The organism is Dyella sp. PARNA 12/25, assembly GCF_055702865.1.
Map to the genome: position 1 here is coordinate 616775 of NZ_JBVQCI010000001.1, position 25755 is coordinate 642529.

Sequence of the window (25755 nt, forward strand, 5' to 3'; positions counted from 1 at the left end):
TGAGCTATGCCGTTTTGGACCAGAACGCATCTCCGGCCGTTCGCCGCCTGCCTTTTGATATTGCTGGCGGCTTCTTCGAGCGCCTTGGAGGTCGGCAGCACCGCAGCGCCCTTGCGAAGCTTGCGGGTCGTTCTACCCGGAAAGCTCGCGCTGACATTCGACGCCACGATGCTGTCGACGATGCCCCACACGGAGATCAAGGCGGGGGCGCACCATGAGCCTGTGAGCGTCTGGCGAGGTGTGCGGCTGCAGGACCTCCTCAAGCGGGCCGGTGTTGCACTGGATACGCCATTGCATGGCAAGGCTCTGGCGTCGTTTGTGAGGGTCAGTGCTGCCGACCAGTATCAAGTCGTGTTTAGCCTGGCGGATCTTGATCCCACGTTGGGTGACGCACAGGTCATGCTGGCGGACGAGCGTGACGGAAAGCCCCTGGCCGCTGACGGGCCGTTCCGGTTGGTGGTGCCCGGCGACAAGCGGCCAGCCCGCTGGGTACGCAATGTGACGGCGATAGAAGTGGTGGACGGCAGCGCAACCTCTGCGCCGTGACTGAGTGGTTGCTCAGGCGGCGTCTGCCGGTGGCACGTCGAGTTCGTTCACTGCTTCTCTGGCAAGTGGCAACAAGCCTTCGCCACCTTCGGCGAGATGGGCTTTCAACTGCCGGCGCATTGCCGGGTCCCAGAACCGTTTGAGGTGATCGCGCACACCGCTGACGGCGGTGGCGTGGTCCGGCTCCACCGCGAAGTAGATCGCGATGTCGTTGGCCATGGTGATGAGTCGCTCGATTCGCATGATGGTTCCAGCGGCGCCTACGGCAACAGACGTTGGGGATGGGTGTAGACGTTGTGGCTGCCGGGTCGCGCAAACCCCACCAGGGTCACGCCCGCGCTGCGAGCGAGTTCAATGGCCAAAGCGGTTGGCGCGGAGATGGCGGCGAGCACGGAGATGCCGGCGCTGGCAGCCTTGGTGACCATTTCGTAGCTGGCGCGACTGGTGACGAGCGCCATGCCATGGGCGGGAGAGATACCTGCGCGGTGCATGGCGCCGATCAGCTTGTCCAATGCGTTGTGCCGACCGACATCTTCACGCACCAGCACGATTTGGCCCGTTGAATCCGCCCACGCCGCAGCGTGTACGGCGCCGGTCGCGCTGTTCATAGGCTGCAGTGCCTGAAGCTGGTGGAGGGCATGCTCCAGCACGCCGCGTGTCATGGTGTAACCGACGGCAACCGTTCCACTTTGGCGAATGGCATGCTCCAGATCGCGGGTGCCGCAGATGCCGCAACCACTGCGGCCGGGCAGCAGACGCTGTTGTTCGATGTGTGCACCTGGGGCATCGTCGGGGACGCGCATGGCCAACTCGATACCTTCGAGCAATGCACGGCTCTCCACGGAGAGCAACTGGGACGCATCGGTGATCAGCCCTTCACTGAGCGAGAAGCCGAGCGCAAAGTCGTCCAGATCGAGTGGTGTCGCCATCATCACGGCGAAACTGGCGCCGTTGTAGACCATGGCAACGGGTACCTCTTCGGCAATTAAGTCGTCTTCACGCACGAGCTCGCCATGGCGCCAACGGTCGACCGTGCGGCGCACAACCCCATTCGACGCTTCGTTGGGCTCGGGAGCGCTCAAGCGGGTTTCCCCGATTGTTCCAGCAGCGCTTCCTGCGTCTCGGAAAAGGCGCGGTGGCGCTTCTGCCATTCGGATGGCTGGCTGACGCGCGTCACTTGAACCGCCGTGACCTTGTACTCCGGGCAGTTGGTGGCCCAGTCGGAATTCTCCGTGGTGATCACATTGGCGCCGGAACCGGGGAAGTGGAAGGTGGTGTAGACCACGCCTGGCTGCATACGGTCGGAAATGGCTGCGCGCAGTACGGTTTCACCCGAGCGACTGGCAATGCCGACCCAGTCACCGTCGACAATGCCGCGTTCCTCAGCGTCGTGGGGATGAAGCTCCAACCGATCCTCGTCGTGCCACATCACATTGGCGGTGCGCCGCGTCTGTGCGCCCACGTTGTACTGACTGAGGATGCGGCCCGTGGTGAGGATCAACGGGTGCTCCGCGTTGACCTTCTCCGACGTGGGTACGTACTCGGTGAGCATGAAGCGACCCTTGCCACGCACGAACTCATCGACATGCATGACCGGCGTGCCAGACGGGTGCTCGTCGTTGCACGGCCACTGGATGGAGCCAAGCTGGTCGATCTTGTCGAAGCTCACGCCGTGGAAGGTGGGAGTCAGTTGCGCAATCTCATCCATGATCTGCGAGGCGCTGCTGTAGTTCATGGGATAGCCCATCGCCTGCGCCAGCAACTGGGTGACCTCCCAATCGGCATAACCACCCTTGGGTTCCATCACCTTGCGCACGCGGGATATGCGTCGCTCGGCATTGGTGAAGGTGCCGTCTTTCTCCAGGAAGGAGCTGCCAGGCAGGAACACATGGGCGAACTTGGCCGTCTCATTGAGAAACAAATCCTGCACCACGATGCATTCCATCGCACTCAGCGCGGCCGTGACGTGCTGCGTATCCGGGTCGGACTGGGCGATGTCTTCGCCTTCGATATAGAGACCCTTGAAGCTGCCGTCCAGCGCCGCCTCGAACATGTTGGGAATCCGCAGCCCCGGTTCGCTCAACAGCGGTACTCCCCAGGCTTCCTCAAAGGAGTGACGCACCGCATCGTCGCCGACATGACGATAGCCCGGGAATTCGTGCGGGAACGAGCCCATGTCGCACGAGCCCTGCACGTTGTTCTGTCCGCGCAGCGGATTCACACCGACGCCTTCCCGGCCGATGTTGCCGGTGGCCATGGCCAGGTTGGCGATGGCCATGACCGCGGTGGAGCCCTGAGCATGCTCGGTGACGCCCAAGCCGTAATAGATCGCACCATTGCCTCCGGTCGCGTACAGCCGCGCGGCGGCGCGCGCCTGCACGGCCGGGATGCCGGTAACGCTTTCCATCGCTTCGGGGCTGTATTTGTCCTGCGCTACGAAGGCACGCCACTTGGCGAATGCCTCCGGTTCGCAGCGGCTGGCAACGAATGCCTCGTTCACCAACCCCTCGGTCACAATGACGTGGGCCAGTGTGTTGAGTACAGCAACGTTGGTGCCGGGACGCAGACGCAGATGATGGTCCGCCTGGATGTGCGGCGTACGTACCAGATCGATCCGGCGCGGGTCGATCACGATCAGACGGGCGCCGGCACGCAGGCGCTGTTTCATCTGTGAACCGAACACCGGATGCGCGTCGGTCGGGTTGGCGCCGATCACCAGCACCACATCGGTGGATTCGATGGAGTCGAAATCCTGAGTACCGGCTGATTCTCCCAGCGTGGCCTTGAGGCCATAGCCGGTCGGCGAATGGCAAACGCGGGCACAGGTATCGACGTTGTTGTTGCCAAAACCGGCGCGCACCAGCTTCTGCACCAGATAGGTCTCTTCATTCGTGCAGCGCGAAGAGGTAATGCCGCCAACGGCATGCTTGCCGTAGGTGGCCTGGAGCCGCTTGAACTCGTTGGCGACATGCGTGATGGCTTCATCCCAGCTCACGGCGCGCCACGGGTCGGAGATCTTGGCGCGAACCATCGGCGTGGTGATTCGATCGGGATGCGAGGCATAGCCAATGGCGAAGCGCCCCTTCACGCAGGAGTGGCCGTGGTTCGCGTGGCCGTCCTTGTTCGGGACCATGCGCACGATCTCCTGGCCCTTCATCTCAGCGCGGAAGCTGCAACCCACGCCGCAATAAGCGCAAGTGGTGACGACGCTGTGTTCTGCCTGGCCTTTGTCGATCAGCGATTTCTCGGAGAGTGTCGCGGTGGGACAGGCCTGCACGCAGGCGCCGCACGAAACGCACTCGGATTCCAGGAATCGGTTGTCCTGGCTGGCCGCCACCTTGGACTCGAAACCGCGTCCCTGGATGGTCAGCGCAAACGTGCCCTGGACTTCGTCGCAGGCGCGCACGCAGCGCGAGCAGGCAATGCACTTGGAAGGATCAAACGTGAAGTACGGGTTGGATTCGTCCTTGGCAGAGAACAACGGATTGACGGTGCCGTCCTTCTGTTTCGCGGCCACATGGTTGGCGCCGTCATAGCCGTAGCGCACTTCACGCAGGCCGACCACGCCAGCCATATCCTGCAACTCGCAGTGACCATTGGCGGGGCAGGTCAGGCAGTCCAAAGGGTGATCGGAGATGTAAAGCTCCATCACGCCACGGCGAATTTCGGCCAGCTTGGGCGTCTGCGTTGCGATCTTCATGCCTTCGCCGACAGGCGTGGTGCAGGAGGCGGGATAACCTTTGCGCCCCTCGATCTCCACCAGGCACAAGCGGCACGAGCCGAACGCTTCCAGCATGTCGGTGGCGCAGAGCTTGGGAATGTTGATGCCTGCCTGCGCCGCGGCACGCATCACAGAAGTACCTTCCGGCACCACGATGCGCCGGCCGTCGATGTCCAGCGAGACCATGGTCTCTGACGTGGACTTGGGTGTGCCGAAGTCGATGTCGACAATGGAAAGCATGCGGCGTTATCTCCTCAGACCTCGACCTTACCGGGGACCGTGAAATCCTCGTGGAAATGGTCCAGTGCGCTTAGGACAGGGAAGGGCGTCATGCCACCCAGGGCGCACAACGAGCCGGCCACCATGGTTTCGCACAGATCGCGCAACAACACTTCGTTGCGTTCGCGCTCAGTGCGATCGCTCGCGATCATGCGATCAATCACCTCCACGCCACGCGTTGAGCCGATACGGCAAGGTGTGCATTTGCCACACGATTCGATCGCACAGAACGCCATCGCGTAACGCGCCTGCGCGGCCATGTTGACCGTGTCGTCAAACACCACCACGCCACCGTGACCCAGCATGCCACCGATGGCAGCCAGCGCTTCGTAATCGATGGGCGTATCCAGTTGCGACGCAGGAATGTACGCGCCAAGGGGGCCGCCCACCTGCACCGCACGCACCGGTCGACCACTTGCCGTGCCACCGCCGTACTCTTCAATCAGCTCGCGCAGCGTCAGGCCAAAGGCACGTTCCACCAACCCCGGTCGCTTGAGGTTGCCAGCCAGCTGGATGGGCAGGGTGCCGCGCGATTTGCCCGTGCCGTAGTCGCGGTAATACGCAGGTCCCTGGTCGAGTATCAGCGGCACGCAGGCAAAGGTAAGCGCGTTGTTGATCACGGTGGGCTTGTCGAACAGGCCGCGCAGCGCCGGCAACGGCGGCTTGACGCGTACCTGGCCGCGCTTGCCCTCGATGGATTCGAGCATCGAGGTTTCTTCGCCGCAGATATAAGCGCCGCCGCCCATGCGGACTTCCAAATGGAAGGCCCTGCCACTGCCGCGCACGTCATTACCCAGATAGCCTCGGGCCTTTGCGACGGCCATGGCCGCCTCCATGGCGCGCTGCGCATGCGGGTATTCGACGCGAAGATAGATGTATCCGTGGGTGGCACCTACCGCGAGGCCAGCGATGGTCATGCCTTCGATCAACATGAAGGGGTCGCCTTCCATGATCATGCGGTCTGCAAAGGTGCCCGAGTCACCCTCGTCGGCGTTGCATACCACGTATTTGCGGTCGGCCTGCGCGTCCAGGCAGGTCTTCCATTTAATGCCGGTGGGAAAGGCCGCACCGCCACGGCCGCGAAGGCCTGATTCGGAGACGGCTTGTACGATGTCCGCGCCGCTCATACGCAGGCAGGCTTCCAGACCGCGATAACCGCCGTGTGCAAGATAGTCGTCCAGGCTACGCGGATCGACCACACCGACACGCGCGAACGTAAGCCGCTGTTGGTTCTTCAGGTAAGGAATCGATTCCGTGAGGCCGAGCGCCAATGCGTGCTCGCCGCCATGCAGGAAGTCGGCATCGAACAGGCCGGGCACGTCGTCCGTCTGCACGGGACCATACGCGATGCGTCCCTGAGCCGTTTCAACTTCCACCAGCGGTTCCAGCCAGTACATGCCGCGCGAACCATTGCGTACGATGCGTACCTCGATGTTGCGCCGCTTCGCCTCGTCGGCAATCGACATGGCTACCGTCTTGGCGCCCAACGACAGGGCGCCAGCATCACGCGGTACGTAGACGGTGACGCTCATGGCATCTCCTTGGCCAGCCACGCGTCGAATCGCTCTGGTGTCACTCGACCTTTCAGTTCCCCATCGACCATCATCGCCGGTGAACAGGCGCAGTTGCCCAGGCAATAGACAGGTTCCAGCGTGTAGATGCCATCGGTGGTGGTCTCGTGAAAGTCGATGCCCAGCCGATGCTTCACATGTCGCTCCAGCGGCACTGCGCCCATCGCCTGACAGGATTCCGCCCGGCACAGCTGGATGACATGTCGCCCCGCCGGCTTCTGGCGAAAATAGTGATAGAAACTGATGACACCGTGCACGTCGGCGCGTGACAGGTTCAGCTCGCGCGCGATCAATGGCACGGCCTGTTCCGGCACGTAGCCAAGCAAGTCTTGTATGCCGTGCAAGACCGGGAGCAGGGCGCCCGGCGTGTCCTTCAGCCCACCGGTGACTTCAAGCACGGTCGCGCGTATGGGTTCGGGGATCTCCGGCAGCGTGTTGCCGTTTGCCGTGCGTTTCATGTTTCCACCATCCGGAATCCCTTCAGAACAAGCTTGTGATCTTTGTTAACGCTACCCATACACCGATCAGGAAAGCATGCCAACGAGCTTTCCTATGGCCCGCCCACCGCTGCACGCATCGTGGACCAGGGATGCTGACAATACCGGGACACCCTAAAGGTGCGTTGTTGCGCCGCAGCGTGCGATATCCACAAAATGACCAGAACTCTTGCGCGGGCAGGTATGTCCACCCAGCATGCGGGTGATTTCGTATGCTCTTTCGCTAACCAACCTTTCAAGGCTCCATGATCGGCTACGACCAGGCACTGGAACGGCTCCTCGCGAACGCTAGTCGATTGCCCACGGAACCGTGCGCGACGACTGCGGCTCTCGGGCGCGTGTTGGCAAGCGACGTGTCCAGCCCCATGGCGCTGCCCTCGTTCGATCACTCGGCGATGGATGGCTTTGCGCTGGACGCAAGCCAACCATGCGAGGCGGGTTCGGAGCACGCCGTGGCGGGCTCTCAGGCAGCCGGCGATGACGCACGGCCGTCCTCCGGCAAGGCCTGGGAGATCATGACCGGCGCTAGGTTGCCGGATGGGCTGAATGCGGTGGTGCCCGTAGAGCGCACACAATGGCTGGCGACCCGTGAAGACGGCGCGCCCCTGCGCATACGTCTGCTTGATCCGTTGGAGCAGGGTGCCAACGTGCGCTATGCGGGTAGCGATGTGGCCGAAGGGGCTACCGTGATCGCTGCCGGCACCCGTATCGAGCCCTCTCATGTCATGTTGCTCGCCGCACTTGGCGTGATGAGTGTCGACGTGGTGCGGGTGCCACGCATAGCGGTGATAGCGACGGGCAAGGAACTGCAGCCGGATCCGACCCAGCCACTGGGCCCCGGCCAGATCTACAGCTCCAACGCGCCGTATCTCGCCGCTGCGCTGGTCGCCGCGGGTGTGCAGGTCATGTCGTGTGAGACGGTCGACGACACGGCCGATACCTATGCCGATGCCGTGCAGCGCGCTCGTTACGCCGGTGCCGACATCATCATCAGTACGGGCGCCGTTTCCATGGGGCGTTACGACTTTGTACCCGAGACCCTGAGCGGGCTGGGTGCCGAGCTGTTGTTCCACAAAGTCGCCATTCGCCCCGGTAAGCCGGTGCTTGCCGCCCGGCTCGACAACGGCACCTTGGTGATGGCTCTGCCGGGCACGCCGATGGCGGTCGCGGTGGGGTTTCGTTTCTTTGTGGTGCCGGTGTTGCGCGCCATGCTTGGCCAAGGCCGTGAGCAAGCGCTCTACGCATGGCTTGACTCGCCAGAGCACCCCAAGCCGGGTCTTCGCCACTTCTTGCGCGCTACGCTCTCGCAAGACGCGGAAGGGCGTTTGCACGCGAGCGTACTCAGCAAGCCCCAGCCGTTTCGCATCGAGCCGTTTGCACGAGCCGACGCCTGGGTGGTGTTGCCTGAAAGCTCGGGCGATTTTCCGGCGGGAAGTATCGTTCTCGTCGCCGGCTTGCAGCCCGGTGCACCGTTTGCCGCGATGGACAACCAACCGCAGGAGGCCATGTCATGAAACTGCAGATCGAAGGCCAGCATTTGCGCGTGCGCATTGGCGAGGAGGAACTGGCTCAGCTGCTGGCAGGCGAGCCAGTGCGTGCCAGCACCCAGTTCGCGAACGCATTCGCCATGGCCTGCACGCTGCGCCTCGCTGCTGGGGATGAAGCCCAGCTTACCGGGCAGCCGGAGGCATGGCTCATCGAACTGCCCGCAACATCCGTACGCGAGCACGCGGAACGGCTGCCAACGCGCGACGGTCTCGCTTTCACCCTCAACGGCCATAAGCCAGGCGACGCGCTCCAATTGCTGTTCGACGTGGATGTACGCGACAGCGTGCGCCAGCGGCGTTCCCGCTAGAACACACGCGCCATGCCTTCGTTAGGCTACTCTCGGGCGCGCTGACAGCAACGCGAAGGAGCGACCAGATGAAGCGTAGTGCATGGCGTGGACTGTTTTTGCTGGGCATGACGCTGTTGCCCTGGTCGATGGCCTCCGCCGCCGATGACCACATCACCGTCGCGGCGGCCGCGGATCTGCATCACGCCATGGATCAGGTGGTCGAGGCTTATCGGCATGACCATCCCGCTAGTCGCATCGAGGTGGTTTACGGTTCCTCCGGCAATCTGCTGACCCAGATCGAGCAAGGGGCACCGTTTGACTTGTTCTTCTCCGCTGACAGCGACTATCCGCAGCAATTGGTGGCGCACGGCAAGGCAGGGGGATCGCCAGTGCCTTATGCGCTTGGCCATCTGGTGCTGTGGAGCGCCAGCCTGGACATGACCAATGTGCAGGTGGCTGATCTGGCCCAGGCGCGCTTTGGTCGCATCGCCATCGCCAACCCCCAGCACGCGCCCTACGGCAAGCGCGCCGAGCAGGCGCTGCGCAAGGCCGGCGTGTGGGACAAGGTGCAGGAGCGGTTGGTATACGGCGAGAACATCGCGCAGACGGCGCAGTTTGCGCAGAGTGGTAACGCCCAGGTGGGCCTGCTTGCCGAGTCGCTGGTGCTGGCCGCACCGGGCAAGGGCAGCTACGCGGCGGTGCCGCAGTCGTTGTATGAACCGTTGCGGCAGAGTTTCGTGGTGACCCAGCGCGGCGCCAACAATCCATTGGCACAGGACTTTGCGCGCTTCGTGCAGGGAGTGCAGGCGAGGGCGATACTGAGCCGTTTCGGATTCAGCTTGCCCGGCAACACGGAGCCCTGAGCGAACACCATGGCGCTGCTGTCCGACCAGGATCTGCAAGCACTCGGGCTGACCCTGCGGTTGGCGACGACGGTTACCATGCTTTTGCTGTTGCTCGGTACACCGTTGGCATGGTGGTTGGCGCACACTCATTCACGCTGGCGGCGCCCGGTGGCGGCGGTGGTGGCGTTGCCACTGGTATTGCCGCCGACCGTGCTGGGCTTTTATCTGCTGATGCTGCTGGGCCCCGATGGAGCGGTAGGGCGACTTATCGCCGCGATGGGCTTGGCCGCACTGCCGTTCACCTTCAAGGGACTGGTGGTGGCTTCGATGCTCTACTCGTTGCCGTTCGTGGTGCAGCCACTGACGAATGCTTTCGAAGCCATCGGCAATCGCCCCATGGAAGTGGCTTCGAGCCTGGGCGCTGGCCCCTTGGACCGTTTTTTCACGGTGGCGATGCCGTTGGCGTTACCGGGCGTGCTGACGGCAACGGTGCTCGGCTTCGCGCATACCGTCGGCGAATTTGGCGTGGTGTTGATGATCGGCGGCAATATTCCGGGGCAGACACGCGTGTTGTCGATGCGTATCTACGATCACGTGCAGGCCGGTGAGTATCACCAGGCCAACGTCTTGTCTCTGTGTCTGTTGGTGGTGTCGTTCACTGCGCTGCTCGCTATGTCACTGTTCCAGCCGCGAAGGCACTCGCGTGACTGAGTCCCTGCATGGCCTTGATGCCAAGCTGTCGATGCGACGCGGTGCGCTTGCGCTCGATGTCGACTTCGCTTTGCCGCCACGTGGCATCACCGCTCTGTTCGGGCCTTCTGGCTCGGGTAAGACCACCTGCCTGCGCGCCATCGCAGGGCTGGAGCGCGCTGAAGGGCGCGTTTCGTTCGGTCATCAGGTATGGCAGGACAGCGCGAGTCGCGTGTTTGTGCCGCCGCACCGGCGCAGGCTTGGCTATGTGTTCCAGGAAGTCAGCCTGTTCACACATCACACTGTGGAAGGCAATCTGGATTACGGCTATCGGCGCGCCGGCAAGCCGGCTCATCTCGATCGTGAAGGGCTGATCGATCGCCTCGGCGTGCAGCCCCTGCTGGCGCGGCGCGTGAGCACGCTGTCCGGTGGCGAGCGCCAACGCGTGTCGATGGTACGGGCGCTTTTGTCTGATCCTGCACTGCTGCTGTTCGATGAGCCGCTGTCAGCGCTGGACGGCGCGGCGCGAACGGATCTGCTGGGCTGTCTGGAGAACCTGCACGCCTCGTTGCAAGTGCCGATGATCTACGTGAGCCACAACGTCGACGAGGTGTCGCGACTGGCCGATCACCTGGTGCTGATGGAGGCCGGTCATGTGGTAGCGCAGGGGCCCCTGCAGGCGACGCTCACCCGCCTGGATCTGCCACCCGCGCTGGGCGAGGCGGTCGGGGCGGTGATCGAAGGCGAGGTGGTCGGCTATGACGCACACGACCAGCTGATTGAGCTCCGCTTCGCCGGAGGCCGTTTGTGGCTGCCGTATCGCCACGAGGTGGTAGGCCAGGCCTTGCGCTGTCGCATCGGCGCGCGCGATGTGGTGCTTGTCCATGCACCGCACGAAGGCAGCAGTGCGCTGAACCAGATTCCATGCCGGATCGTGGCCATGGCCGATGCGGATCACCCCTCCCAGTGCCTGGTGCAGCTGGATGCCGGCGGTTGCACGCTGCTGGCGCGCATCACGCGCCGGTCGTGGCATGACCTTGGGCTGGAGCAAGGCAGTCAGGTCTGGGCCCAGGTCAAGGCTGTGGCATTAGGCCCCTGATGCCGGCGCATGGCGTAGTTGCGAGTCGCCGCCGCCGTGACCATGATGGTCGGCGACACCACGCACATTGGTATCCACGCCGCTGGGGCCTGTTAACACTATTCGCGTGGCTCGCGCCGAGAGCTGCTTGCCCGCCAGACAAGGAAGAACGAGGGAATGTATGTCGATACACGACCGAGTGATGACGCAGGATGGCGGGCAAGCAGACTCGGCCCGCACGCGGGGAGGCGCCATGGATGGCGCCGGCTTTGAGGAGCGAGGAAGGGTTGCTTGTCCGTGGCCGCCATGCGGCAGCGCGCAGCTTGACCTGGCAGCCGGCCAGGTCAGCGCCACGCACTACCACCTGACGGCCACGGATAAGCAACGCGAGCTACGCGAATAGTGCTAACAGGCCCCAATCATGCCCATGACCGAGTTGATCAGCGTTACCCAGGCCGAAGCTTTGATCGCCGAACACATGCCGACGTTCGGTAGCGAACGGATTCCGTTGGCCAAGGCGGCGGGCCGTGTCCTGCGTCAGGTCGTGCAGGCCGAGCACGACCATCCACCTTTCGATCGCGTGATGATGGATGGCATTGCGTTGCGCTGGAGCGAATCGCTGCCGCGAAGCTTCCCCCTGGCTGGCGCGCAGATGGCAGGCATGGCACGACAGGTACTGCAGGCCGGCGATGCCTGCATCGAAGTCACCACGGGCGCGATGTTGCCGGTTGGTTGCGACTGCGTGGTGCCGATAGAGCAACTCCATCGTGAAGGCTCAAGCTATCTGCTGATCGATGGCTATCAACCGGCGCATGGCCAGTTTATTCATCGACGCGGTTCGGATTGCCTTGAGGGAACTTCGCTATTGGCGCCGGGCGTGCGGATCGGCCCGCCTGAGGCAGCGGTGCTGGCGGCCAACGGTGTCGCCACCGTCGAGGTGGCGGTGATTCCCTCGATTGCGATCGTCTCGACCGGTGATGAGCTGGTGAATGTCGACGAAGCACTTGGGGAAGGGCAGATCAGGCGCTCCAATGACGTGGCCATTGCCACGGCGCTGCGCCTGGATGGGTTCGAGCGTGTGTCGATGGAACACATTGCCGACGATGCCTCCCTGACGCGGGACAAGCTGGCCCAGCTGCTGGAAAGTCATGATGTGCTTGTGCTCTCGGGCGGTGTATCGATGGGGCAGCGCGACTACGTGCCAGGGGCGCTTGATGCGCTGGGCGTACGACGCGTTTTCCATCGCATCGCCCAGAAGCCGGGCAAGCCCATGTGGTTCGGTATCGGGCCTCGTCGACAGGCGGTGTTCGCCTTGCCCGGCAACCCCTTGTCGGCCCTGGTTTGCGCCAGTCGCTACGTAAGGCGAGCCCTACAGACATCCCTGGGAATCCCGGCATCGCCGACGGAATATGCCTGCTTGGATGCCGCCGTCGATACCAGCACCATGTTGACCTGTTTCGTACCTGCCCACGTCCAGACTGACCCGCAAGGGCGATCCGTCGCCTATCCGGTTCCTTCACGTACCTCGGGTGATTTTTCTACCCTGCCGCGTACGCAGGGTGTGGTGCAGTTGCCCCCCGGCCAGGGCCCCGCACCGGCGGGTACTGTCGTGGCGTTTTATCGGTGGTGACATGAGTGCAATCGACGCCATTTCCGAAGTGACCGAAGCGCTGCCCCTCGACCGGCGAGGCCGGCCGCTGCACGATTTGCGCATCTCGGTGATGGATCGCTGCAACTTTCGCTGCCCTTACTGCATGCCAGAGGCCACCTATGGCGAGCACTTCACCTTTCTGCGCAACGACGAGCGGCTGAGCTTCGACGAAATCGAACGCCTGTGCCGGCTGGCCGCATCGCTGGGAGTAAGCAAGCTGCGCCTGACCGGCGGCGAGCCTTTGCTGCGTTCGAACCTGGCGGAACTGGTGGCGCGATTGCGCCGCCTGGACGGCATCACTGATCTCGCACTCACCACGAATGGCGTATTACTGGCGAGACACGCTGCCGAGCTGCGCGACGCCGGGCTTGATCGCGTCACCGTCAGCCTGGATACGCTCGATCCCGCGCTGTTCCATCGGATGAGTGGCGGTCGTGGCGCGCTGGACGATGTGCTGGCCGGCATTGAGGCGGCCCAGGCAGCCGGCTTCCCCAATGGTGTGAAGCTCAACACGGTGGTGCAGCGTGGGGTCAACGAGCACACCGTCACCGACCTGGTCGAGCGATTCCGCGGCTCTGGCATCGTGGTGCGTTTCATCGAGTACATGGACGTAGGCAATCGCAACGACTGGCGCCGGGAGGCGGTCGTGCCATCGCAGGAGCTGGTGCAGCGCATTCATGCGCGCTGGCCGCTGCGGGCGGTACCGCCCAAATACCCAGGCGAGGTGGCCACGCGCTATCGCTTCGAAGATGGGGCGGGCGAGATCGGTATGATTTCCTCCATCAGCCAGCCCTTCTGCGGCGGCTGCACGCGCGCGCGGTTGTCCTCCGAAGGCATGCTCTACACCTGCCTGTTTGCCGACCACGGCACCGACCTGCGCCACCCGCTGCGCGAGGGCGCCAGCGACGATGACTTGACCAAGCTGCTGCGCGACGTCTGGTTGCGCCGCAGCGACCGCTACAGCGAAGAGCGTGCGGAGCGTCATGGCAAGCCCAGCCACAAGATCGAGATGCATTACATCGGCGGCTAGACGGTTTCTTAATGTCTGAGCCACCCACCGGGAAGATAATCGGATATGTCGACACCATTCATTCGGAGCACGCCGTGACTGTCACGTCTGCCACGCTGTCACACGTCGATGAGGCGCAGCAGCCGCGCATGGTCGATGTCGGCGCCAAGCCGGTCACGCATCGCACGGCACAGGCGCGCGCTCGCGTGACCTTTCCCCACGATGTTGCCCAGGCACTGCACGCGGCCGGTTATGTCACGCCCAAGGGCGCCGTGCTGACCGTGGCGCAGATCGCTGGCGTGATGGGTGCCAAGGCGACGCCGCAGCTGATTCCGCTGTGCCATCCACTCAGCATCGACCGCTGTGATATCGCCATCCATATGGAAGGCGACGACGCGCTGATCGATTGCACCGTGTCCTGTCGTGGCAGTACCGGAGTGGAAATGGAAGCGCTGACTGGCGCCTCCATCGCGGCATTGACCATCTACGACATGTGCAAGGCAATGTCGCATGACATCGTGATTGGTGACATCCGTCTGCTAAAGAAAACAGGCGGCAAGCACGACTTTGGTACGCAGGAGCAGGCATGAACACGTCACCTCCGCCGCTCTATGGCTTGTTGCTCAGCGGCGGCGCGAGCCAGCGCATGCAGCAGGACAAGGCGGCGCTCGCCTATCGCGGTGAGCCGCAATTGCTGCGAGCTTGGCGATTGCTGGAGGCGGCGACCGAGCGTTGCTTCCTCTCGGTGCGCGAGAGCCAGCGCGCGGATACCGTACGTGCTGGCTTGCCGCAGATTGTGGATGCCTATGATGCGATTGGCCCTGCCGCTGGCATCCTGTCGGCACAGCAGCGTCACCCTGAGGCAGCCTGGCTGGTACTTGCCTGTGATCTGCCGCTGCTCGATGCCGATACGCTGCGCTGGTTGATCGCCGCACGCGATCCGAGCGCCGATGCCACCGCATTCACCAGTCGTCACGATGGCCTGCCAGAGCCGCTGTGCGCGATCTGGGAGCCCTCTACCCATGCATTGCTCAAGCAGCGTTACGAGGCGGGCAGCTATTGCCCGCGGAAAACCTTGATCCAATCCCGTACCGTGCTGCTGCCAGCGCCTGGCGAGGCGCTGGACAACGTCAATACACCCGAAGAGAGAGCAGCCATGCAACATCGCCTGGAGTCGTTGGCATGACCGTGGTGAATCTCCAGTACTACGCACAGCTGCGCGAGCAAGCCGGGATGGGCGGCGAGCAGGTGACCACCATGGCCACCTCGCTGCGCGAGCTATACGAAGAACTGCGCGCACGCCGCGGGTTCTCACTGGCGGCTGACGCGCTGAAGGTCGCGGTCAACACGCAGTTCAGCGGCTGGGACAGGCCGCTGCGCGACGGCGACACCGTCGTTTTCATTCCGCCCGTGGCGGGTGGCTGATGCGCTTTCTTCTTTCCAGTGAAGCCGTGGATACGACGCAGCTGCGCGATGCGCTGCGGCACCCGGGTAGTGGTGGCTACTGCGCGTTCGAAGGTTGGGTGCGTAACAGCAACGAAGGGCGGGAGGTCGACGGCCTGGAGTATGAGGCCTATAGCGAGCTGGCCGTCGCCGAGGGCGAGCGCATCCTCGAAGAAGCCTTGGCGCGCTACGGCGTCATCGACGCGTGCTGCATGCATCGCACGGGCGATCTGAAAGTGGGCGGCCTGGCGGTATGGATCGGTGTATCCGCGGCGCATCGCGACGAGGCCTTTCGCGCCTGCCGCTACATCATCGATGAGATCAAGCATCGCCTGCCGATCTGGAAGAAAGAGCACTACCTCACGGGTGAATCCGACTGGGTTGCCTGCACGCACGTCTATCGCGAGCACGAACACGAGACGCATCACCATCATGGGCATGAGCCCCACACCCATGCTGCGCCCTTTACGCCCGACTATTCGCGGCAGGTGCGTCTGCGTGAAGTGGGCGAGGCGGGGCAGGCGAAGCTGGCGGCTGCACGCGTTCTGGTGATCGGTGCGGGCGGTTTGGGATGTCCCGTCATCAGTTACCTCGCCGGGGCGGGCGTGGGCACGCTCGGCATCGTCGATGGCGATTGCCTTGATGCCAGCAATCTGCATCGGCAGATCATGTATGACGCCCGCGATATCGGCGAGCGCAAAGTGGATCTGGCGGCGCGGCGCGTGGCCGAGCTCAATCCCACCGTCGTGGTGAAAAAGTGGACAGAACCCTTGAACGCCGGCACGGCAGTCGACGTGTTCGGTGAGTTCGATCTGGTAGTTGAATGTACCGATGACATGCGCAGCCGCTATCTGAGCAGTGATGCGGCGGTACTCAGCGGCACGCCGTTGATCCTTGCCAGCATCTATCAATACGAAGGGCAGCTGCAGTTCGTGTCGGCTCAGCCGGGCCAGCCCTGCTTGCGCTGCTTGTGGCCCAACGAGCCCGCACTCGATGCCGTGGGTAGTTGCGCACAATCGGGCGTGCTGGGACCGGTGCCGGGCGTGCTCGGCGCGATGCAGGCGACGGAGGCACTCAAGTGGTTATTGGGATTGCCGCAACCCAGCGCATCGTCGCTGTTGCTGGTGAATCTGCTGGATCACACCATCCAACATCTACCCATCGATCCCACGCAGGGGTGCGCTGTTCACGGCGGTTGTGTCGAAGTTGCGCGGCAAGCGTTGTTCCAGGCGGAACAAGAGATCGGGGTCGATCTCGTATTCGGGCGACTGGAAGACGCCGTGGCTCAGGGTTTCGCCATCGTGGATCTACGCGATGCCGATGAGATCGCGACGGAGCCCATGCCTGTGACCGCCACGCATTGGATTCCCGCCGCGCAGGTGGCAGCGCGTTCCTGCGAACTAAGATCCGGACGGCAACTGCTGGTATGCGCTAGCGGTCGCCGCAGTGCGCATGCGGCACGCCAGTTACGAGCCGAGGGCATGCGTGAGGTGTACTCACTGGCCGGTGGCCTGAGTGCGCTGCGTGTGACGGGCTGAGGCAAAGGCTGCGTGAAAAGCGTAGCCCGAATTATCAAACGACAGAAACGAAAAAGCCCGCATCGCTGCGGGCTTCTTCTATAATTGGTGCCCAGGAGAGGAGTCTAGGGCTGTTTTTGTAGGTTCTAGCGCGCCACCGAAACACCTAGAAATACCAAGTGTTTCAAGTGGGTATGGCGCTAAGGTAAAGCAATAGCGCCACTAAATGCCACGATACTCCAGACTAGGATTACGCCAGTTTCCACGCCAAGATTCACCCATGGCGAGCTATCGGAAACGCGGCAAGATTTGGAGGGCGGAGCTGTACCGCGATGGGCAGCGTGAATCCGCCAGCTTCCCCAACAAGGCAGACGCGGTTGCCTGGGCAACCCAGCGCGAACAAGAACTCGTAGGCGGCAAGCTTCCCGAGCACACCCTATATGAGGCGCTCCGCCGCTACTCCCGCGAGGTATCGCCAAAGCACAAGGGCGAGAAGTGGGAGATAGCCCGGCTAGGGCTGCTTGAACGAGATCCCTTGGCCAAGCTTCGGATGGACAAGCTCAAGGCATCGGACCTAGCCTCGTGGCGGGATCGACGCCTTGAGAACGTCTCCGGGGCATCGGTCGCCCGAGAGATGAACCTGCTCAAGTCACTTTTCGAGGTGGCGAGGAAGGAGTGGGGCTGGATTCGGGTGAATCCGCTCATCGATGTGGGGCGCCCGTCCTCGCCGCCCAGTCGCAAGCGCCGCATCACCAAGGATGAGATCGACCGGCTGAAGGCGGCATTTGGGCTGAGTGATGGCGACGCGGCTGATACGGCCACACAGCGTACCGGCCTTGCCTTCCTGTTTGCGCTAGAGACGGCTATGCGGGCAGGGGAGATTCTCGGGCTTCAGTGGCGCGATGTGCACCCCAAGTTCGTCACCCTACCAAAGACCAAGAACGGTGATTCGCGAGATGTTCCCCTGTCCTCGCGTGCCCGCGAAATACTGAAGGCACTTCCTGGCGACGTGGGGCAGGTGTTCAACCTTGACCCACAAGTGCGTGACGCTCTGTTTCGAAAGGTCCGCGACCGTTGCGAGATCGCCGACCTTCATTTTCACGACAGCCGTGCTGAGGCCATATGGCGCCTATCCAAGAAGCTCGATGTGATGGAGCTGGCTCGAATGATCGGGCACCGCGACCTGCGTAGCCTCATGATTTACTACGCAACCTCCGCTGACGAGCTAGCCGATCAGCTTGGATAGCCTCGCGCCATTCCAGTAGCTCCTTTGCAATCCACCGCGGGTGTCCGTCGTTGTCGACACGCCTGGGAAAGCCTGGCTTGCATGCCAGGTGGTCGCGCACGTAGGTCGCGCTATAGCCAAGCAGCTCAGCGGCCTGCGCGGCGCTTAGGGAGCGAAGCTCAAAGGGTACGTCTAGTTTCTCAGCGGCGCCCATTGGCGACCTCCTTGCGGCGAAAGATGTAAAGCGACACTACGACCACCCTCTCCCTCACCTCATCACCTTCACGCATGGGGCGGCTCCGGTAGTGGCATAAAGTGTGTATACGGAGCCTTTTCGGTCATGCCGACGTAGCTCTCAGGCTTAGCCACGGACAGATAACAGTCGTACTGGTCTTCATAGATCGACCAATAGCCGCCTTCTCGGAAGTCGAAGTCGTGGTGTTCGCCGTCCTCATCGCGCCAAAAGACAACGACCAGATCGGAGTCATCGGGAGCCGAATCAACCGGCAACCACCCGCCACCCTCCCGCTGTGCGTGGTTGGTCATGCGGCCTCCCGCTTCATGAAAACTAGCCAGTGAGTCATGTGGCCACGACCTGATACTTGGCCGAACAACGGTCGCTCCGGGGTCAGCGCCAATACCTCGCGCACCTTCACCTGCGTTTCGTTCCACTTGAACACCAGCACGCCGCCGTCAATGAGCACGCGGAAGCACTCGGCGAAACCCTGGCGAAGGTCATCGCGCCAGTCAGCGCCAAGCTTCCCGTACTTTGCGGCAAGCCAGCTCTTGCGCCCGGCGCGGACAAGGTGCGGCGGATCGAACGCGACGAGGCGAAAAGAGCCATCGGCGTAGGGAAGGGCTCGGAAGTCCATCAGCTGATCCGGCTCGATCAACAGGGTGCGCGTGCCGTCCTCTCGGTGCGTGCGGTCGGTGACGACAACGGTTTCGCTACGCTGATCGCCGAACACCACGCCGGGATGGTTCTTGTCGAACCACATCATCCGACTACCGCAGCATGGATCGAGGATGTCGAGCTGCACGGACTCACCCATTCGCCTTCTCCGAGGCGTTGGCTATGTAAGTCATCTCCGCGCGTTTTCCTTGCACGTCCAGAAGGCGCGATAGATGAAGGCGCATTACCTTTGCTGTTTCATCTGAACCCGATTGACCAAGAATGGCGCGTGTAGCGGCTATGGCTATAGACAGCTCATCATTCGTGAATGGGAACGAAAGCATGGCTCTTGCCTTATCGGTCCGTTGATGTGCATTAAGAACGTCGGCCAGGGCCTCTTCTTCCGCTCCTTTGGCGAAGTCGCCGGACCACACCCATTCCAGTGCATGAAGCGCCACAGAGACGAGTTGCAAATGAGCGGCAAACTTGCGTTGTAGGTCGGTGGATGCGCTGCGCTCTATATGGTCCGCAGTGTCACGGACCTTCTCGTACACGTAATCCAAGCTACCCCCGCTCACAACTTCACCTCCCCGCCCTGGGCGGATAGGGCGGCTTCGACGAGTCCGCGCGCCTGCTGGTACAGGCCTGCATCTTCGGACCATTCATCGGCCGTCAAAGGGCCGCCGTTCAGTTCGTCGATGGTTCCGAGGGCCCAGGACAGAAGCGGCTGCCAGTGCAGGGCTATCGCCACGTTCGAACCACCCTGCGCGTTGCTGCGGGTGTAGAGGGGGCGTGTCTCAATCTTGGAATCGTCGTAGTTCGGTTTCTTGACGTAGTAGTGAAAGAGTTCTTCGCTGCACTCCTTCCACTCACTGGCATAACCCGAAGCGAGCACCATGCGGTACTGCCATGCCACAGCCTCACCCGCCTCATGGGCGCGGGTGTTCCAGGCGATTTGCCAGAAATGCCACGCGGACTGTGTGTCATTGCTCGCATAGCCGTTGCCGTGGCGTGTGAGCGAAAGCAAGTCAGCTTTCGCGTAGATCTCGAAAGCCTCGCGACAATGGAGCGTCTGGTCAGTCACTGGACACCTCCGCGCCGGACACGGCGGCGTTTGCGTTTATGCGTGAGGCGAACCATTCAAGATGCCGCTTTGCACGCATCATTTCGGCCTGTGACGGCTCGTCGCGCGTGATGCGCTGAAACTTGCAAGCGTGATAAGCGTCCTCATCTGTCACCACAACCTTGCGCGATAAGTGGGAGTCGATGGTGTCGGCTAGGTCCTTGAAGGTGATTCCATTTCCACCTGCATCAAAGTATGTCCAGCCTTTCCCTAGCCTAAGGATGTCCCGCACCTGCTCCAGCGTCATCCCGCTCATGTCCGTGTCTCCAAGGCTGCGGTGAGGGCACGACGCATACCGACTTCTGTTAGCAAACCACGATTGACGGTTCTTGCGGCATCTATCGCTCGCTTAATCATGGCTAGATCCACCCCACCAGCCTTGTCGATCAGGGCGGAGAGTTCGTCGGCACACATGGCCTTCTGATTGGCGTACTGCACTTGTCCCGAGTTGATGTCCTCTTGTACCTCGCTACGCCATTTAGCTAGCAAGTTCTCAATGTCGATGGCGCGGATCATGGCTTTCCTTCTCCGTCTACGTCGTCTATCTCTGGATCTAGTCCCGACTGACTGAGGAACTCGGCATGGCATTCCGAACATATCGGTGACAGATAGCTGGTCGGTTTGCCACAGGCTACGCAAACAATCTCCGGGCCATTCATCACTCACTCCCCAAGGCTTCGCGGGCTGCGTGGCAAACTTCGACAACGCGGCGGCACATATCCACATCAAACATGCCGATATGGCAATCCTTCTGCTGGATGCCCAACTGATCGGCCAACCAGGCATAGCAGCTGCCGCGCTTCTTCGTTCCGCTCTTCCACATGGGATCGAACGCGGCATGTGCCGCCATCTTTGCCTTGCGTAGCTCAGGATTTGCCAGACGACCAAGCGCGTTTGTGGTTCCCGGGTGGCATCCGACAAGCGCATCACACGGATTGCACTTATAGAACTTCTTTTCGCACAGGTCAGGGCGATGCGGGTACACAACACGGCCCGTCACCAGTGGTGCCTTCTTACCGCAGTAGTCACAGATGACCAACTCGCGCAGGGATGGGTTGGTGGTCATGTCATCACCTCGTACGGCGTCTCAGGTCGCTGCTTGCGGTACTGCACAACCAGGCCGTTTTCATCGCTGATCAGGATCACGTCATAGCCGAGCTGTTGGGCGGCAGCTACGCGCTGATCTAGGTTCACCAGCGACCAGTTCTTGCCAAGGTCTTCCCGGCTGTATCGCCACATCGTGCGTCGGTGTGCGTATTCAATGCCGCGCACATACGACCTAAACGTATCAAGCAGTCGCTGGTACGGATTTACGCGCTTCGTTTCTGTGCTCATGCGCGCTTCCTCTTGTCAGTGAGGATGGCTATCCACTCGGCTACCCGAGGCTCCAAGATCGAGACTCGTTCCTCCATCTGCTCCTCTTCTAGCGCAGTGATTTCGCACGGCAACACGATCAATCCGGCCTTTGGGTGGTCGCAGAGAAAGTCCATCGAATCCAGCTCACCCACCCACATACCCCACCGCGTTTGCCAACGGTATTCGGCTGGGATCTTCCGTGTGCGCATGACTTCCATGTATGCCTTATGCAACGGGTTCTTGGCCTCGATCCCATGCTTGCGGCCTACAACCCCATCCGGCGACCAGCCGACCCACGGAATGGTGGCGTGCTCGACAAAGCCACACTGCTCGATCACGTTATCCGTCTGGAATGCATACGATTCGCGCGTACCTTCCTCCAGGTTATTGCCGCGTTCCATCGCTGCTGACTTGTAGCTGCCGTGCTCTACAGGGCCATAGATACGGCCCCACGCAATGTCCATCACAAGGTCTTTCAAGCCCTGCGTGTCCAGGCCACCCATGATGGTTGCGGCGCGGGAGGCGCTCCAACGACCAGCCCGGATTTCGTGCCAGCGTTCCGTGCCTTGCTCAATGTCGAAGTGGAAGATGGGCGCGGTCATGCCGGTTCCTTCACGGCCTTCAAGTGCTCGTTGTAGGCAACGACCAGCGAGTGCGGAATGGCCTGCTGATTCCCATACGACGAGACCATTTCCGCCTTGACTGCCTTGCATTCGTCCGTCGTCGTCGCTGATTTGATCTTGCTAAGCCAGTCCAGTCCCTGGCCGTCCAGCGATGAGCTGGCACGGTAAGCATCGTCATCTTCGCCGTGACTGGTCAGGTTCAGGAGCGCCCCAGCGGTGTACCGCTTGCCATAGCTAATGCTGGATGCGACGGCCTGCACGTCGTTCTTGCTTCCGCTGTTGTCTGCCGGAAGCTTGATCGTCGTCTCTTCCTTGTGGCCGCCCTTGTGCGTCAACACGCCCGTCACGGAGATGCCTTGCGTGAAGTCCGTGCGAAAGGACAGGGCGAAGCCATACCGCTTCAGCACCGGCTTGATCGCGGCATTAATGTCCTCCCACAGCGCGAAGGTGTAGCGCACCGTGCCATTCACCTTCGCCTGGCCACGCTCACCGATGGCCGGCAAGGAATCCTGCATTTCCGCAAGGTCGGAATTGAATGCGGACTCTGCGCGCTTGGACTCGATAGCCTGGTACATGGCCATCAAGCGCTCCATCTTCTCAACGTCAACGTTAGGATCGGACGCCGCGCGGGAAATGACCGCTAGCAAAGTCGCGCCTTCCTGCTGGACGATAGGCATCTGCTCAATCTTGGCTACTGCGCTCACTGTGTTACCTCCGAAAGTTCTTTCTGCAGGCTGGAAACCTCGTTTTCCAGGTAGTCAACCTTGGATTCAAGGTCTTTCACCTGGCCCTCTAGGTCGTCGCGCTCGCGTTCAATATCGTGCTTGTCCGATACAGCGACACGCAGGGCTTCGCGTAGCTTTTCGGTGCCCTCGTTTTTTACCTGGCTAAGCAGCGCATCCATCCAGCGCTCCAGGGTGTCGTGGTTATCCGAGCCAACGATGCCGCGTAGGTCAGACAGCGTGTCGGTAAATGCTGCGTCGACAGCCGGACACGTCTCGGAGCAGTAACGGAACACTTCGCGATCAACGTCGGTTGCCATCAGAATCTCCGCACGCTTACCCGTGTGCTGGGTGCTTAGTTAGACAGGCCGAGCGCCGGAATGGACGTGGCGTGCTCGATAATGTTGGTCGTCAGGCTCTCGGTCATTTCGCGAGTCGTCTTAACCATGCTGTCGGCTACCACGGCGAGAATCCGGTCGATATGCGCTTCGGTCAGATTCAGGGTGACCTCGCACTTGTTGACATCAGAGAACGAGATGCGACCGCCAATGCAGCCAGCGCGGATACCCTGATGATCGAAGCCATAACGATTGCGAGAGATGATCAGTTCATTGAGTTGCATGTCGAATTCCTTTGGCCGCTACCCGCGACCGTGATGAATAAGTTGGCGGCAGACCGGCCCGTTCCAGAAAGCCCTTGCTGCCCGCAAGTGCCTGCCGCCGTTTAACGCGTGACGTACGCCAACCAGAAAACGACGCACGCCGACAAAGTGAATGTGAGAGCCCACTTAGCGATGCTTCGGAAGGTGGGCCAGGGGGTCATGCGGCTTCTCGCGTTTCCACTTCCTTGCCGTCGATAGTCACTTCGACACAGGCGCGGACAACCTTTGGTGCCTTGCACTTGGCCGTATCGCCACGGTTGATAATGGGGCGCAAGGTGGAGAGTTCGACGCCGACCGCAACGAACTTGGTGGCTTCGCGGAAGTACGCGAGTGCATGCGTCGGAGTTGGACCGAAGTGCAGGCCGTCACCGTGGACGAGTCGTAGGCCGTCACCGTGGACGAGTCGTAGGCCGTCACCGTGGACGAGTCGTAGGCCGTCACCGTGGACGAGTCGCAGGCCCTCACCGTGGACGAGCCGTAGGCCGTCACCTCCAGCCACACGCCACGCTCCGACCGGATTTCGATCCAATCCACCTTATCGGCGATGGCCTTATCTAGCTCTTCCTGAGTACGAACAACGCGAGTGGTCATGCGTTCTGCTCCAAGTGAAAGACGCCAGCCACAGCCTCCCCGCAGGGGTTCGGTTCAACTGCAGCTGGCAAAGTTGAGAGGTAGCGATTCAGGCGGATGAGCTGCAGGAACTTCTGCATCTCGCGCACCGTCGCGTCGATGTGGGCCTTCTCGACAGCAGGAGGCAGGTCGGATGTTGTGATTCCGGCGTTCATGCGGCACCTCCCGTCACGTACCGCAGCGCAAACTTGTCGATATGCGACCGCCCAGTGGCCAGCGCGACTTGCACATCCTTGTCCTCGTACATCGATTCCACAGCCTTCTGCTCGGCCTGACGGCTCACAACATCGCCAACGCGTGCGCAACGTGCGTAATCGCGAACCTTGCTGCGGACTTCGAAGAGGTCGGAGGGGTAGAGGGATGCCGTTTTCATGACGGGCTCCCGATGCGGTTCTTGGCAGCGTTGGCCATGCGTTCGATTTCTCGTCGCGCATTCCAGTGGCGATAGTCGGTAGCGCTCTCGCCGTAGCCCTGTGCATGGGCGAGCATGGTTTGAAATCCCTTCTGCGCCACGTAGTCGCCACGGTCAGCGCGTTCTTGAATTTCACGAACAACGCCAGCCATCTGAAAGCACAGCTTCACGCCAGCAAGTCGCTCAAGTTCAGCGAAGAAGTCAGCCTGCTGTTCCGTGTCCATTTCCCAGAACAGAGCCGCCATCAACTCAGGCGTCACTGCGACCTGAGCGGGCGCGGTGATTTCCACCCTCTGCGTCTCGGTGCTCATGTCCGAGCCTCCCAGCGATCAATAGACGCTTGGTCGTCGCGCTCTGCGATGAAGTCCTCGGCGTCCTGAAATGCCTTGGAGCGGATGACGGCCACGGTGGATTCGCGGAACAGGCGACCAAGCTCGGCGTCGTCGTTGCCGTCGCGAATCAGCGCGAGGATTGCGATAGCCTTCGGGTGATGTCCCGGGAACTCCGGGTTGTAGTACAGGACGTCGGCAGTTGATTCGCTGACGATCTGCAGGTCGTTGGTGTACGTGCTCGCCATTTCTTCGGCGACACGTTCGACCTCGGCGTCATGGCTGGCCGCGATACCCTGGGTGTGCTGGTACTCGCGGGCGGCGCGGTCGGCGTGGCAGGAGAGGGCGTTCATCAGCGGCTCCTCATCCGGTTGCACTGGCGGGCGCCCTCAATGAGGGCCTCTGCGATGTCCGCGGCTTCCTTCGGCTGTACGTGCAGGTCGTGGAACCACACGTCGTTGCCCTGAGCGAGTACCACCGCCTTAGCGTTGGCCTTCACTTCGACGACCACGGCGCTGTCGCCGACGATCTGTATGGGTTGGGACTGCCAGGTGTTCATGGGTATGTCTCCGGGCCGGGTATCTCGGCCTCGAAGGTAAAGTTACCTGCGAGGTAAACTAGTGTCAATACCCCAAAGGTAAATTAATTTGCATTGGGCACAAAAAAGCCCGCGCGAGGCGGGCTTTCGGTCCAGGCGATGGGTGGGGCGCTTATTGGCTGGTGAACATGCCGGCGCTGGCCTGGGAGGTCGTCGAGGACGATTTGACGTACTTGCCGTCCTTATCGAACGTGAGCGATGTGGTCATGGAGTTGGCATTGGAGTGCCCGACGAGCGGCCCCACGAGCGGTATGTAGCTGGCGCCATTGGCCGCAGCGTGGGTGTACGCGTAGACGATCAACGTAGAGCCGTCAGGCATCTTGCTGGTCGCGTTGGGCTGGCCGAGCTTGGCCTCGGCCTGTTCGATCGTGGTGACGCCTGGCTGGAACGTGTTGACGACGGTGGGGTCGGCCTTGGTGCCAGCGGAGACGCAGCCTGCGAGGGCGACGGCACTGACAGCGGCGAAGAGTAGCGCGCGCATCTAGTTTTCTCCTATTGCC

General features: G+C 61.9%; 37 protein-coding genes and 2 pseudogenes. 15 read left to right on the top strand and 24 right to left on the bottom strand.

Annotated elements, in window-relative coordinates:
- Positions 1 to 6 precede the first annotated feature (6 nt).
- Positions 7 to 546: a molybdopterin-dependent oxidoreductase gene (locus AC0GUR_RS02845; protein ID WP_472875954.1), complete on the top strand. Its 540-nt coding sequence runs from the start codon at positions 7 to 9 to the stop codon at positions 544 to 546.
- 12 nt (positions 547 to 558) lie between these two features.
- Here the strand turns inward: AC0GUR_RS02845 and AC0GUR_RS02850 are convergent, their stop codons facing one another.
- Genes AC0GUR_RS02850 through AC0GUR_RS02870 form a run of 5 tightly spaced genes read right to left on the bottom strand, consistent with a single transcriptional unit; the run spans position 559 to position 6575 of the window.
- Positions 559 to 789: a formate dehydrogenase subunit delta gene (locus tag AC0GUR_RS02850; protein ID WP_472875955.1), complete on the bottom strand. Its 231-nt coding sequence runs from the start codon at positions 787 to 789 to the stop codon at positions 559 to 561.
- A gap of 17 nt (positions 790 to 806) precedes the next feature.
- Complete coding sequence (gene fdhD / locus AC0GUR_RS02855; protein ID WP_472875956.1) at positions 807 to 1628, bottom strand: formate dehydrogenase accessory sulfurtransferase FdhD; 822 nt, start codon at positions 1626 to 1628, stop codon at positions 807 to 809.
- Positions 1625 to 4507, bottom strand: a complete 2883-nt coding sequence (gene fdhF, locus AC0GUR_RS02860) for a formate dehydrogenase subunit alpha (RefSeq protein ID WP_472875957.1) — start codon at positions 4505 to 4507, stop codon at positions 1625 to 1627. Before fdhF ends, fdhD begins: the two co-directional genes overlap by 4 nt.
- Before the next feature lie 14 nt (positions 4508 to 4521).
- Positions 4522 to 6078, bottom strand: a complete 1557-nt coding sequence (locus AC0GUR_RS02865; RefSeq protein ID WP_472875958.1) for a formate dehydrogenase beta subunit — start codon at positions 6076 to 6078, stop codon at positions 4522 to 4524.
- Positions 6075 to 6575: a formate dehydrogenase subunit gamma gene (locus AC0GUR_RS02870; protein WP_472875959.1), complete on the bottom strand. Its 501-nt coding sequence runs from the start codon at positions 6573 to 6575 to the stop codon at positions 6075 to 6077. The genes AC0GUR_RS02865 and AC0GUR_RS02870 overlap by 4 nt, the downstream gene beginning before the upstream one ends.
- 284 nt (positions 6576 to 6859) lie before the next feature.
- Here AC0GUR_RS02870 and AC0GUR_RS02875 point away from each other — a divergent pair, with 284 nt between their 5' ends.
- From AC0GUR_RS02875 to AC0GUR_RS02940, 14 genes and pseudogenes are all read left to right on the top strand, one after another.
- A complete protein-coding gene (locus AC0GUR_RS02875; RefSeq protein ID WP_472875960.1) occupies positions 6860 to 8128 on the top strand; it encodes a molybdopterin molybdotransferase MoeA in 1269 nt (422 codons plus the stop codon).
- Complete coding sequence (locus tag AC0GUR_RS02880) at positions 8125 to 8469, top strand: hypothetical protein (RefSeq protein WP_472875961.1); 345 nt, start codon at positions 8125 to 8127, stop codon at positions 8467 to 8469. Before AC0GUR_RS02875 ends, AC0GUR_RS02880 begins: the two co-directional genes overlap by 4 nt.
- Positions 8470 to 8537: 68 nt before the next feature.
- Positions 8538 to 9314: a molybdate ABC transporter substrate-binding protein gene (gene modA / locus AC0GUR_RS02885; RefSeq protein ID WP_472875962.1), complete on the top strand. Its 777-nt coding sequence runs from the start codon at positions 8538 to 8540 to the stop codon at positions 9312 to 9314.
- A 9-nt stretch (positions 9315 to 9323) separates the two neighbouring features.
- Positions 9324 to 10007 (top strand): molybdate ABC transporter permease subunit, encoded by a 684-nt coding sequence (gene modB / locus AC0GUR_RS02890; protein ID WP_472875963.1) that lies wholly within the window; start codon positions 9324 to 9326, stop codon positions 10005 to 10007.
- The gene (gene modC, locus AC0GUR_RS02895; RefSeq protein WP_472875964.1) at positions 10000 to 11085 is read left to right on the top strand and encodes a molybdenum ABC transporter ATP-binding protein; all 1086 of its coding nucleotides are present in this window, start codon (positions 10000 to 10002) and stop codon (positions 11083 to 11085) included. Before modB ends, modC begins: the two co-directional genes overlap by 8 nt.
- A gap of 160 nt (positions 11086 to 11245) precedes the next feature.
- Complete coding sequence (locus AC0GUR_RS02900; RefSeq protein ID WP_472875965.1) at positions 11246 to 11467, top strand: hypothetical protein; 222 nt, start codon at positions 11246 to 11248, stop codon at positions 11465 to 11467.
- A gap of 24 nt (positions 11468 to 11491) precedes the next feature.
- The gene (locus tag AC0GUR_RS02905; RefSeq protein ID WP_472875966.1) at positions 11492 to 12694 is read left to right on the top strand and encodes a molybdopterin molybdotransferase MoeA; all 1203 of its coding nucleotides are present in this window, start codon (positions 11492 to 11494) and stop codon (positions 12692 to 12694) included.
- A gap of 1 nt (position 12695) precedes the next feature.
- Complete coding sequence (moaA, locus tag AC0GUR_RS02910; RefSeq protein WP_472875967.1) at positions 12696 to 13745, top strand: GTP 3',8-cyclase MoaA; 1050 nt, start codon at positions 12696 to 12698, stop codon at positions 13743 to 13745.
- 74 nt (positions 13746 to 13819) lie between these two features.
- Positions 13820 to 14314 carry a cyclic pyranopterin monophosphate synthase MoaC gene (gene moaC / locus AC0GUR_RS02915; RefSeq protein ID WP_472875968.1) on the top strand — a complete coding sequence of 165 codons (495 nt, stop codon included), beginning with the start codon at positions 13820 to 13822 and terminating at the stop codon, positions 14312 to 14314.
- Positions 14311 to 14910: an NTP transferase domain-containing protein gene (locus AC0GUR_RS02920; protein ID WP_472875969.1), complete on the top strand. Its 600-nt coding sequence runs from the start codon at positions 14311 to 14313 to the stop codon at positions 14908 to 14910. The genes moaC and AC0GUR_RS02920 overlap by 4 nt, the downstream gene beginning before the upstream one ends.
- The gene (locus AC0GUR_RS02925; protein ID WP_472875970.1) at positions 14907 to 15149 is read left to right on the top strand and encodes a MoaD/ThiS family protein; all 243 of its coding nucleotides are present in this window, start codon (positions 14907 to 14909) and stop codon (positions 15147 to 15149) included. Before AC0GUR_RS02920 ends, AC0GUR_RS02925 begins: the two co-directional genes overlap by 4 nt.
- Positions 15149 to 15550 (top strand): annotated as a pseudogene (locus tag AC0GUR_RS02930) (molybdenum cofactor biosynthesis protein MoaE); the annotation flags it as partial. The gene AC0GUR_RS02925 and the pseudogene AC0GUR_RS02930, both read left to right, overlap by 1 nt.
- Before the next feature lie 105 nt (positions 15551 to 15655).
- Positions 15656 to 16705, top strand: a pseudogene (locus tag AC0GUR_RS02935) (ThiF family adenylyltransferase); the annotation flags it as partial.
- A 259-nt stretch (positions 16706 to 16964) separates the two neighbouring features.
- Positions 16965 to 17930 (top strand): tyrosine-type recombinase/integrase, encoded by a 966-nt coding sequence (locus AC0GUR_RS02940; protein WP_472875971.1) that lies wholly within the window; start codon positions 16965 to 16967, stop codon positions 17928 to 17930.
- A 261-nt stretch (positions 17931 to 18191) separates the two neighbouring features.
- Here the strand turns inward: AC0GUR_RS02940 and AC0GUR_RS02945 are convergent, their stop codons facing one another.
- The 19 genes from AC0GUR_RS02945 to AC0GUR_RS03035 form a co-directional block, all read right to left on the bottom strand.
- Positions 18192 to 18455: a hypothetical protein gene (locus tag AC0GUR_RS02945; protein ID WP_472875972.1), complete on the bottom strand. Its 264-nt coding sequence runs from the start codon at positions 18453 to 18455 to the stop codon at positions 18192 to 18194.
- Positions 18452 to 18961, bottom strand: a complete 510-nt coding sequence (locus AC0GUR_RS02950) for a class I SAM-dependent methyltransferase (protein ID WP_472875973.1) — start codon at positions 18959 to 18961, stop codon at positions 18452 to 18454. Before AC0GUR_RS02950 ends, AC0GUR_RS02945 begins: the two co-directional genes overlap by 4 nt.
- Positions 18954 to 19364: a hypothetical protein gene (locus AC0GUR_RS02955; protein WP_472875974.1), complete on the bottom strand. Its 411-nt coding sequence runs from the start codon at positions 19362 to 19364 to the stop codon at positions 18954 to 18956. The genes AC0GUR_RS02950 and AC0GUR_RS02955 overlap by 8 nt, the downstream gene beginning before the upstream one ends.
- An 11-nt stretch (positions 19365 to 19375) precedes the next feature.
- A complete protein-coding gene (locus AC0GUR_RS02960; RefSeq protein WP_472875975.1) occupies positions 19376 to 19885 on the bottom strand; it encodes a hypothetical protein in 510 nt (169 codons plus the stop codon).
- Positions 19878 to 20180 carry a hypothetical protein gene (locus tag AC0GUR_RS02965; RefSeq protein ID WP_472875976.1) on the bottom strand — a complete coding sequence of 101 codons (303 nt, stop codon included), beginning with the start codon at positions 20178 to 20180 and terminating at the stop codon, positions 19878 to 19880. Before AC0GUR_RS02965 ends, AC0GUR_RS02960 begins: the two co-directional genes overlap by 8 nt.
- Entirely contained in the window at positions 20177 to 20440 is a 264-nt protein-coding gene (locus tag AC0GUR_RS02970; RefSeq protein ID WP_472875977.1) for a hypothetical protein, read from the bottom strand. Before AC0GUR_RS02970 ends, AC0GUR_RS02965 begins: the two co-directional genes overlap by 4 nt.
- Positions 20441 to 20582: 142 nt before the next feature.
- The gene (locus AC0GUR_RS02975) at positions 20583 to 20990 is read right to left on the bottom strand and encodes a zinc-finger-containing protein (RefSeq protein ID WP_472875978.1); all 408 of its coding nucleotides are present in this window, start codon (positions 20988 to 20990) and stop codon (positions 20583 to 20585) included.
- A complete protein-coding gene (locus AC0GUR_RS02980) occupies positions 20987 to 21259 on the bottom strand; it encodes a hypothetical protein (RefSeq protein ID WP_472875979.1) in 273 nt (90 codons plus the stop codon). Before AC0GUR_RS02980 ends, AC0GUR_RS02975 begins: the two co-directional genes overlap by 4 nt.
- A complete protein-coding gene (locus tag AC0GUR_RS02985) occupies positions 21256 to 21882 on the bottom strand; it encodes a YqaJ viral recombinase family protein (RefSeq protein WP_472875980.1) in 627 nt (208 codons plus the stop codon). Before AC0GUR_RS02985 ends, AC0GUR_RS02980 begins: the two co-directional genes overlap by 4 nt.
- Positions 21879 to 22580 (bottom strand): ERF family protein, encoded by a 702-nt coding sequence (locus tag AC0GUR_RS02990; protein ID WP_472875981.1) that lies wholly within the window; start codon positions 22578 to 22580, stop codon positions 21879 to 21881. Before AC0GUR_RS02990 ends, AC0GUR_RS02985 begins: the two co-directional genes overlap by 4 nt.
- A gap of 23 nt (positions 22581 to 22603) precedes the next feature.
- The gene (locus AC0GUR_RS02995) at positions 22604 to 22945 is read right to left on the bottom strand and encodes a hypothetical protein (protein ID WP_472875982.1); all 342 of its coding nucleotides are present in this window, start codon (positions 22943 to 22945) and stop codon (positions 22604 to 22606) included.
- Positions 22946 to 22980: 35 nt separating this feature from the next.
- Positions 22981 to 23247, bottom strand: coding sequence for a hypothetical protein (locus AC0GUR_RS03000; RefSeq protein ID WP_472875983.1), 267 nt, complete (start codon positions 23245 to 23247; stop codon positions 22981 to 22983).
- A gap of 196 nt (positions 23248 to 23443) precedes the next feature.
- Positions 23444 to 23785: a hypothetical protein gene (locus AC0GUR_RS03005; RefSeq protein ID WP_472875984.1), complete on the bottom strand. Its 342-nt coding sequence runs from the start codon at positions 23783 to 23785 to the stop codon at positions 23444 to 23446.
- 88 nt (positions 23786 to 23873) lie between these two features.
- Complete coding sequence (locus AC0GUR_RS03010; protein ID WP_472875985.1) at positions 23874 to 24071, bottom strand: hypothetical protein; 198 nt, start codon at positions 24069 to 24071, stop codon at positions 23874 to 23876.
- Complete coding sequence (locus AC0GUR_RS03015; RefSeq protein WP_472875986.1) at positions 24068 to 24289, bottom strand: hypothetical protein; 222 nt, start codon at positions 24287 to 24289, stop codon at positions 24068 to 24070. The genes AC0GUR_RS03010 and AC0GUR_RS03015 overlap by 4 nt, the downstream gene beginning before the upstream one ends.
- Positions 24286 to 24639, bottom strand: coding sequence for a hypothetical protein (locus AC0GUR_RS03020; protein WP_472875987.1), 354 nt, complete (start codon positions 24637 to 24639; stop codon positions 24286 to 24288). The genes AC0GUR_RS03015 and AC0GUR_RS03020 overlap by 4 nt, the downstream gene beginning before the upstream one ends.
- Positions 24636 to 25010: a hypothetical protein gene (locus AC0GUR_RS03025; protein ID WP_472875988.1), complete on the bottom strand. Its 375-nt coding sequence runs from the start codon at positions 25008 to 25010 to the stop codon at positions 24636 to 24638. Before AC0GUR_RS03025 ends, AC0GUR_RS03020 begins: the two co-directional genes overlap by 4 nt.
- Complete coding sequence (locus AC0GUR_RS03030) at positions 25010 to 25216, bottom strand: hypothetical protein (RefSeq protein WP_472875989.1); 207 nt, start codon at positions 25214 to 25216, stop codon at positions 25010 to 25012. Before AC0GUR_RS03030 ends, AC0GUR_RS03025 begins: the two co-directional genes overlap by 1 nt.
- 151 nt (positions 25217 to 25367) lie before the next feature.
- A complete protein-coding gene (locus AC0GUR_RS03035) occupies positions 25368 to 25736 on the bottom strand; it encodes a hypothetical protein (protein WP_472875990.1) in 369 nt (122 codons plus the stop codon).
- Positions 25737 to 25755: the final 19 nt, after the last annotated feature.

Bases quoted from the DNA above. Each gene is read 5' to 3' on its own strand.
- AC0GUR_RS02845 (WP_472875954.1), top strand. From the start codon at position 7: ATGCCGTTTTGGACCAGAACGCATCTCCGGCCGTTCGCCGCCTGCCTT.
- AC0GUR_RS02850 (WP_472875955.1), bottom strand. From the start codon at position 789: ATGCGAATCGAGCGACTCATCACCATGGCCAACGACATCGCGATCTAC.
- fdhF (WP_472875957.1), bottom strand. From the start codon at position 4,507: ATGCTTTCCATTGTCGACATCGACTTCGGCACACCCAAGTCCACGTCA.
- AC0GUR_RS02865 (WP_472875958.1), bottom strand. From the start codon at position 6,078: ATGAGCGTCACCGTCTACGTACCGCGTGATGCTGGCGCCCTGTCGTTG.
- AC0GUR_RS02870 (WP_472875959.1), bottom strand. From the start codon at position 6,575: ATGAAACGCACGGCAAACGGCAACACGCTGCCGGAGATCCCCGAACCC.
- AC0GUR_RS02875 (WP_472875960.1), top strand. From the start codon at position 6,860: ATGATCGGCTACGACCAGGCACTGGAACGGCTCCTCGCGAACGCTAGT.
- AC0GUR_RS02880 (WP_472875961.1), top strand. From the start codon at position 8,125: ATGAAACTGCAGATCGAAGGCCAGCATTTGCGCGTGCGCATTGGCGAG.
- modA (WP_472875962.1), top strand. From the start codon at position 8,538: ATGAAGCGTAGTGCATGGCGTGGACTGTTTTTGCTGGGCATGACGCTG.
- modB (WP_472875963.1), top strand. From the start codon at position 9,324: ATGGCGCTGCTGTCCGACCAGGATCTGCAAGCACTCGGGCTGACCCTG.
- AC0GUR_RS02900 (WP_472875965.1), top strand. From the start codon at position 11,246: ATGTCGATACACGACCGAGTGATGACGCAGGATGGCGGGCAAGCAGAC.
- AC0GUR_RS02905 (WP_472875966.1), top strand. From the start codon at position 11,492: ATGACCGAGTTGATCAGCGTTACCCAGGCCGAAGCTTTGATCGCCGAA.
- moaA (WP_472875967.1), top strand. From the start codon at position 12,696: ATGAGTGCAATCGACGCCATTTCCGAAGTGACCGAAGCGCTGCCCCTC.
- AC0GUR_RS02920 (WP_472875969.1), top strand. From the start codon at position 14,311: ATGAACACGTCACCTCCGCCGCTCTATGGCTTGTTGCTCAGCGGCGGC.
- AC0GUR_RS02925 (WP_472875970.1), top strand. From the start codon at position 14,907: ATGACCGTGGTGAATCTCCAGTACTACGCACAGCTGCGCGAGCAAGCC.
- AC0GUR_RS02940 (WP_472875971.1), top strand. From the start codon at position 16,965: ATGGCGAGCTATCGGAAACGCGGCAAGATTTGGAGGGCGGAGCTGTAC.
- AC0GUR_RS02945 (WP_472875972.1), bottom strand. From the start codon at position 18,455: ATGACCAACCACGCACAGCGGGAGGGTGGCGGGTGGTTGCCGGTTGAT.
- AC0GUR_RS02950 (WP_472875973.1), bottom strand. From the start codon at position 18,961: ATGGGTGAGTCCGTGCAGCTCGACATCCTCGATCCATGCTGCGGTAGT.
- AC0GUR_RS02965 (WP_472875976.1), bottom strand. From the start codon at position 20,180: ATGAGCGGGATGACGCTGGAGCAGGTGCGGGACATCCTTAGGCTAGGG.
- AC0GUR_RS02970 (WP_472875977.1), bottom strand. From the start codon at position 20,440: ATGATCCGCGCCATCGACATTGAGAACTTGCTAGCTAAATGGCGTAGC.
- AC0GUR_RS02975 (WP_472875978.1), bottom strand. From the start codon at position 20,990: ATGACCACCAACCCATCCCTGCGCGAGTTGGTCATCTGTGACTACTGC.
- AC0GUR_RS02980 (WP_472875979.1), bottom strand. From the start codon at position 21,259: ATGAGCACAGAAACGAAGCGCGTAAATCCGTACCAGCGACTGCTTGAT.
- AC0GUR_RS02985 (WP_472875980.1), bottom strand. From the start codon at position 21,882: ATGACCGCGCCCATCTTCCACTTCGACATTGAGCAAGGCACGGAACGC.
- AC0GUR_RS02990 (WP_472875981.1), bottom strand. From the start codon at position 22,580: ATGCCTATCGTCCAGCAGGAAGGCGCGACTTTGCTAGCGGTCATTTCC.
- AC0GUR_RS02995 (WP_472875982.1), bottom strand. From the start codon at position 22,945: ATGGCAACCGACGTTGATCGCGAAGTGTTCCGTTACTGCTCCGAGACG.
- AC0GUR_RS03000 (WP_472875983.1), bottom strand. From the start codon at position 23,247: ATGCAACTCAATGAACTGATCATCTCTCGCAATCGTTATGGCTTCGAT.
- AC0GUR_RS03010 (WP_472875985.1), bottom strand. From the start codon at position 24,071: ATGAACGCCGGAATCACAACATCCGACCTGCCTCCTGCTGTCGAGAAG.
- AC0GUR_RS03015 (WP_472875986.1), bottom strand. From the start codon at position 24,289: ATGAAAACGGCATCCCTCTACCCCTCCGACCTCTTCGAAGTCCGCAGC.
- AC0GUR_RS03020 (WP_472875987.1), bottom strand. From the start codon at position 24,639: ATGAGCACCGAGACGCAGAGGGTGGAAATCACCGCGCCCGCTCAGGTC.
- AC0GUR_RS03025 (WP_472875988.1), bottom strand. From the start codon at position 25,010: ATGAACGCCCTCTCCTGCCACGCCGACCGCGCCGCCCGCGAGTACCAG.
- AC0GUR_RS03030 (WP_472875989.1), bottom strand. From the start codon at position 25,216: ATGAACACCTGGCAGTCCCAACCCATACAGATCGTCGGCGACAGCGCC.
- AC0GUR_RS03035 (WP_472875990.1), bottom strand. From the start codon at position 25,736: ATGCGCGCGCTACTCTTCGCCGCTGTCAGTGCCGTCGCCCTCGCAGGC.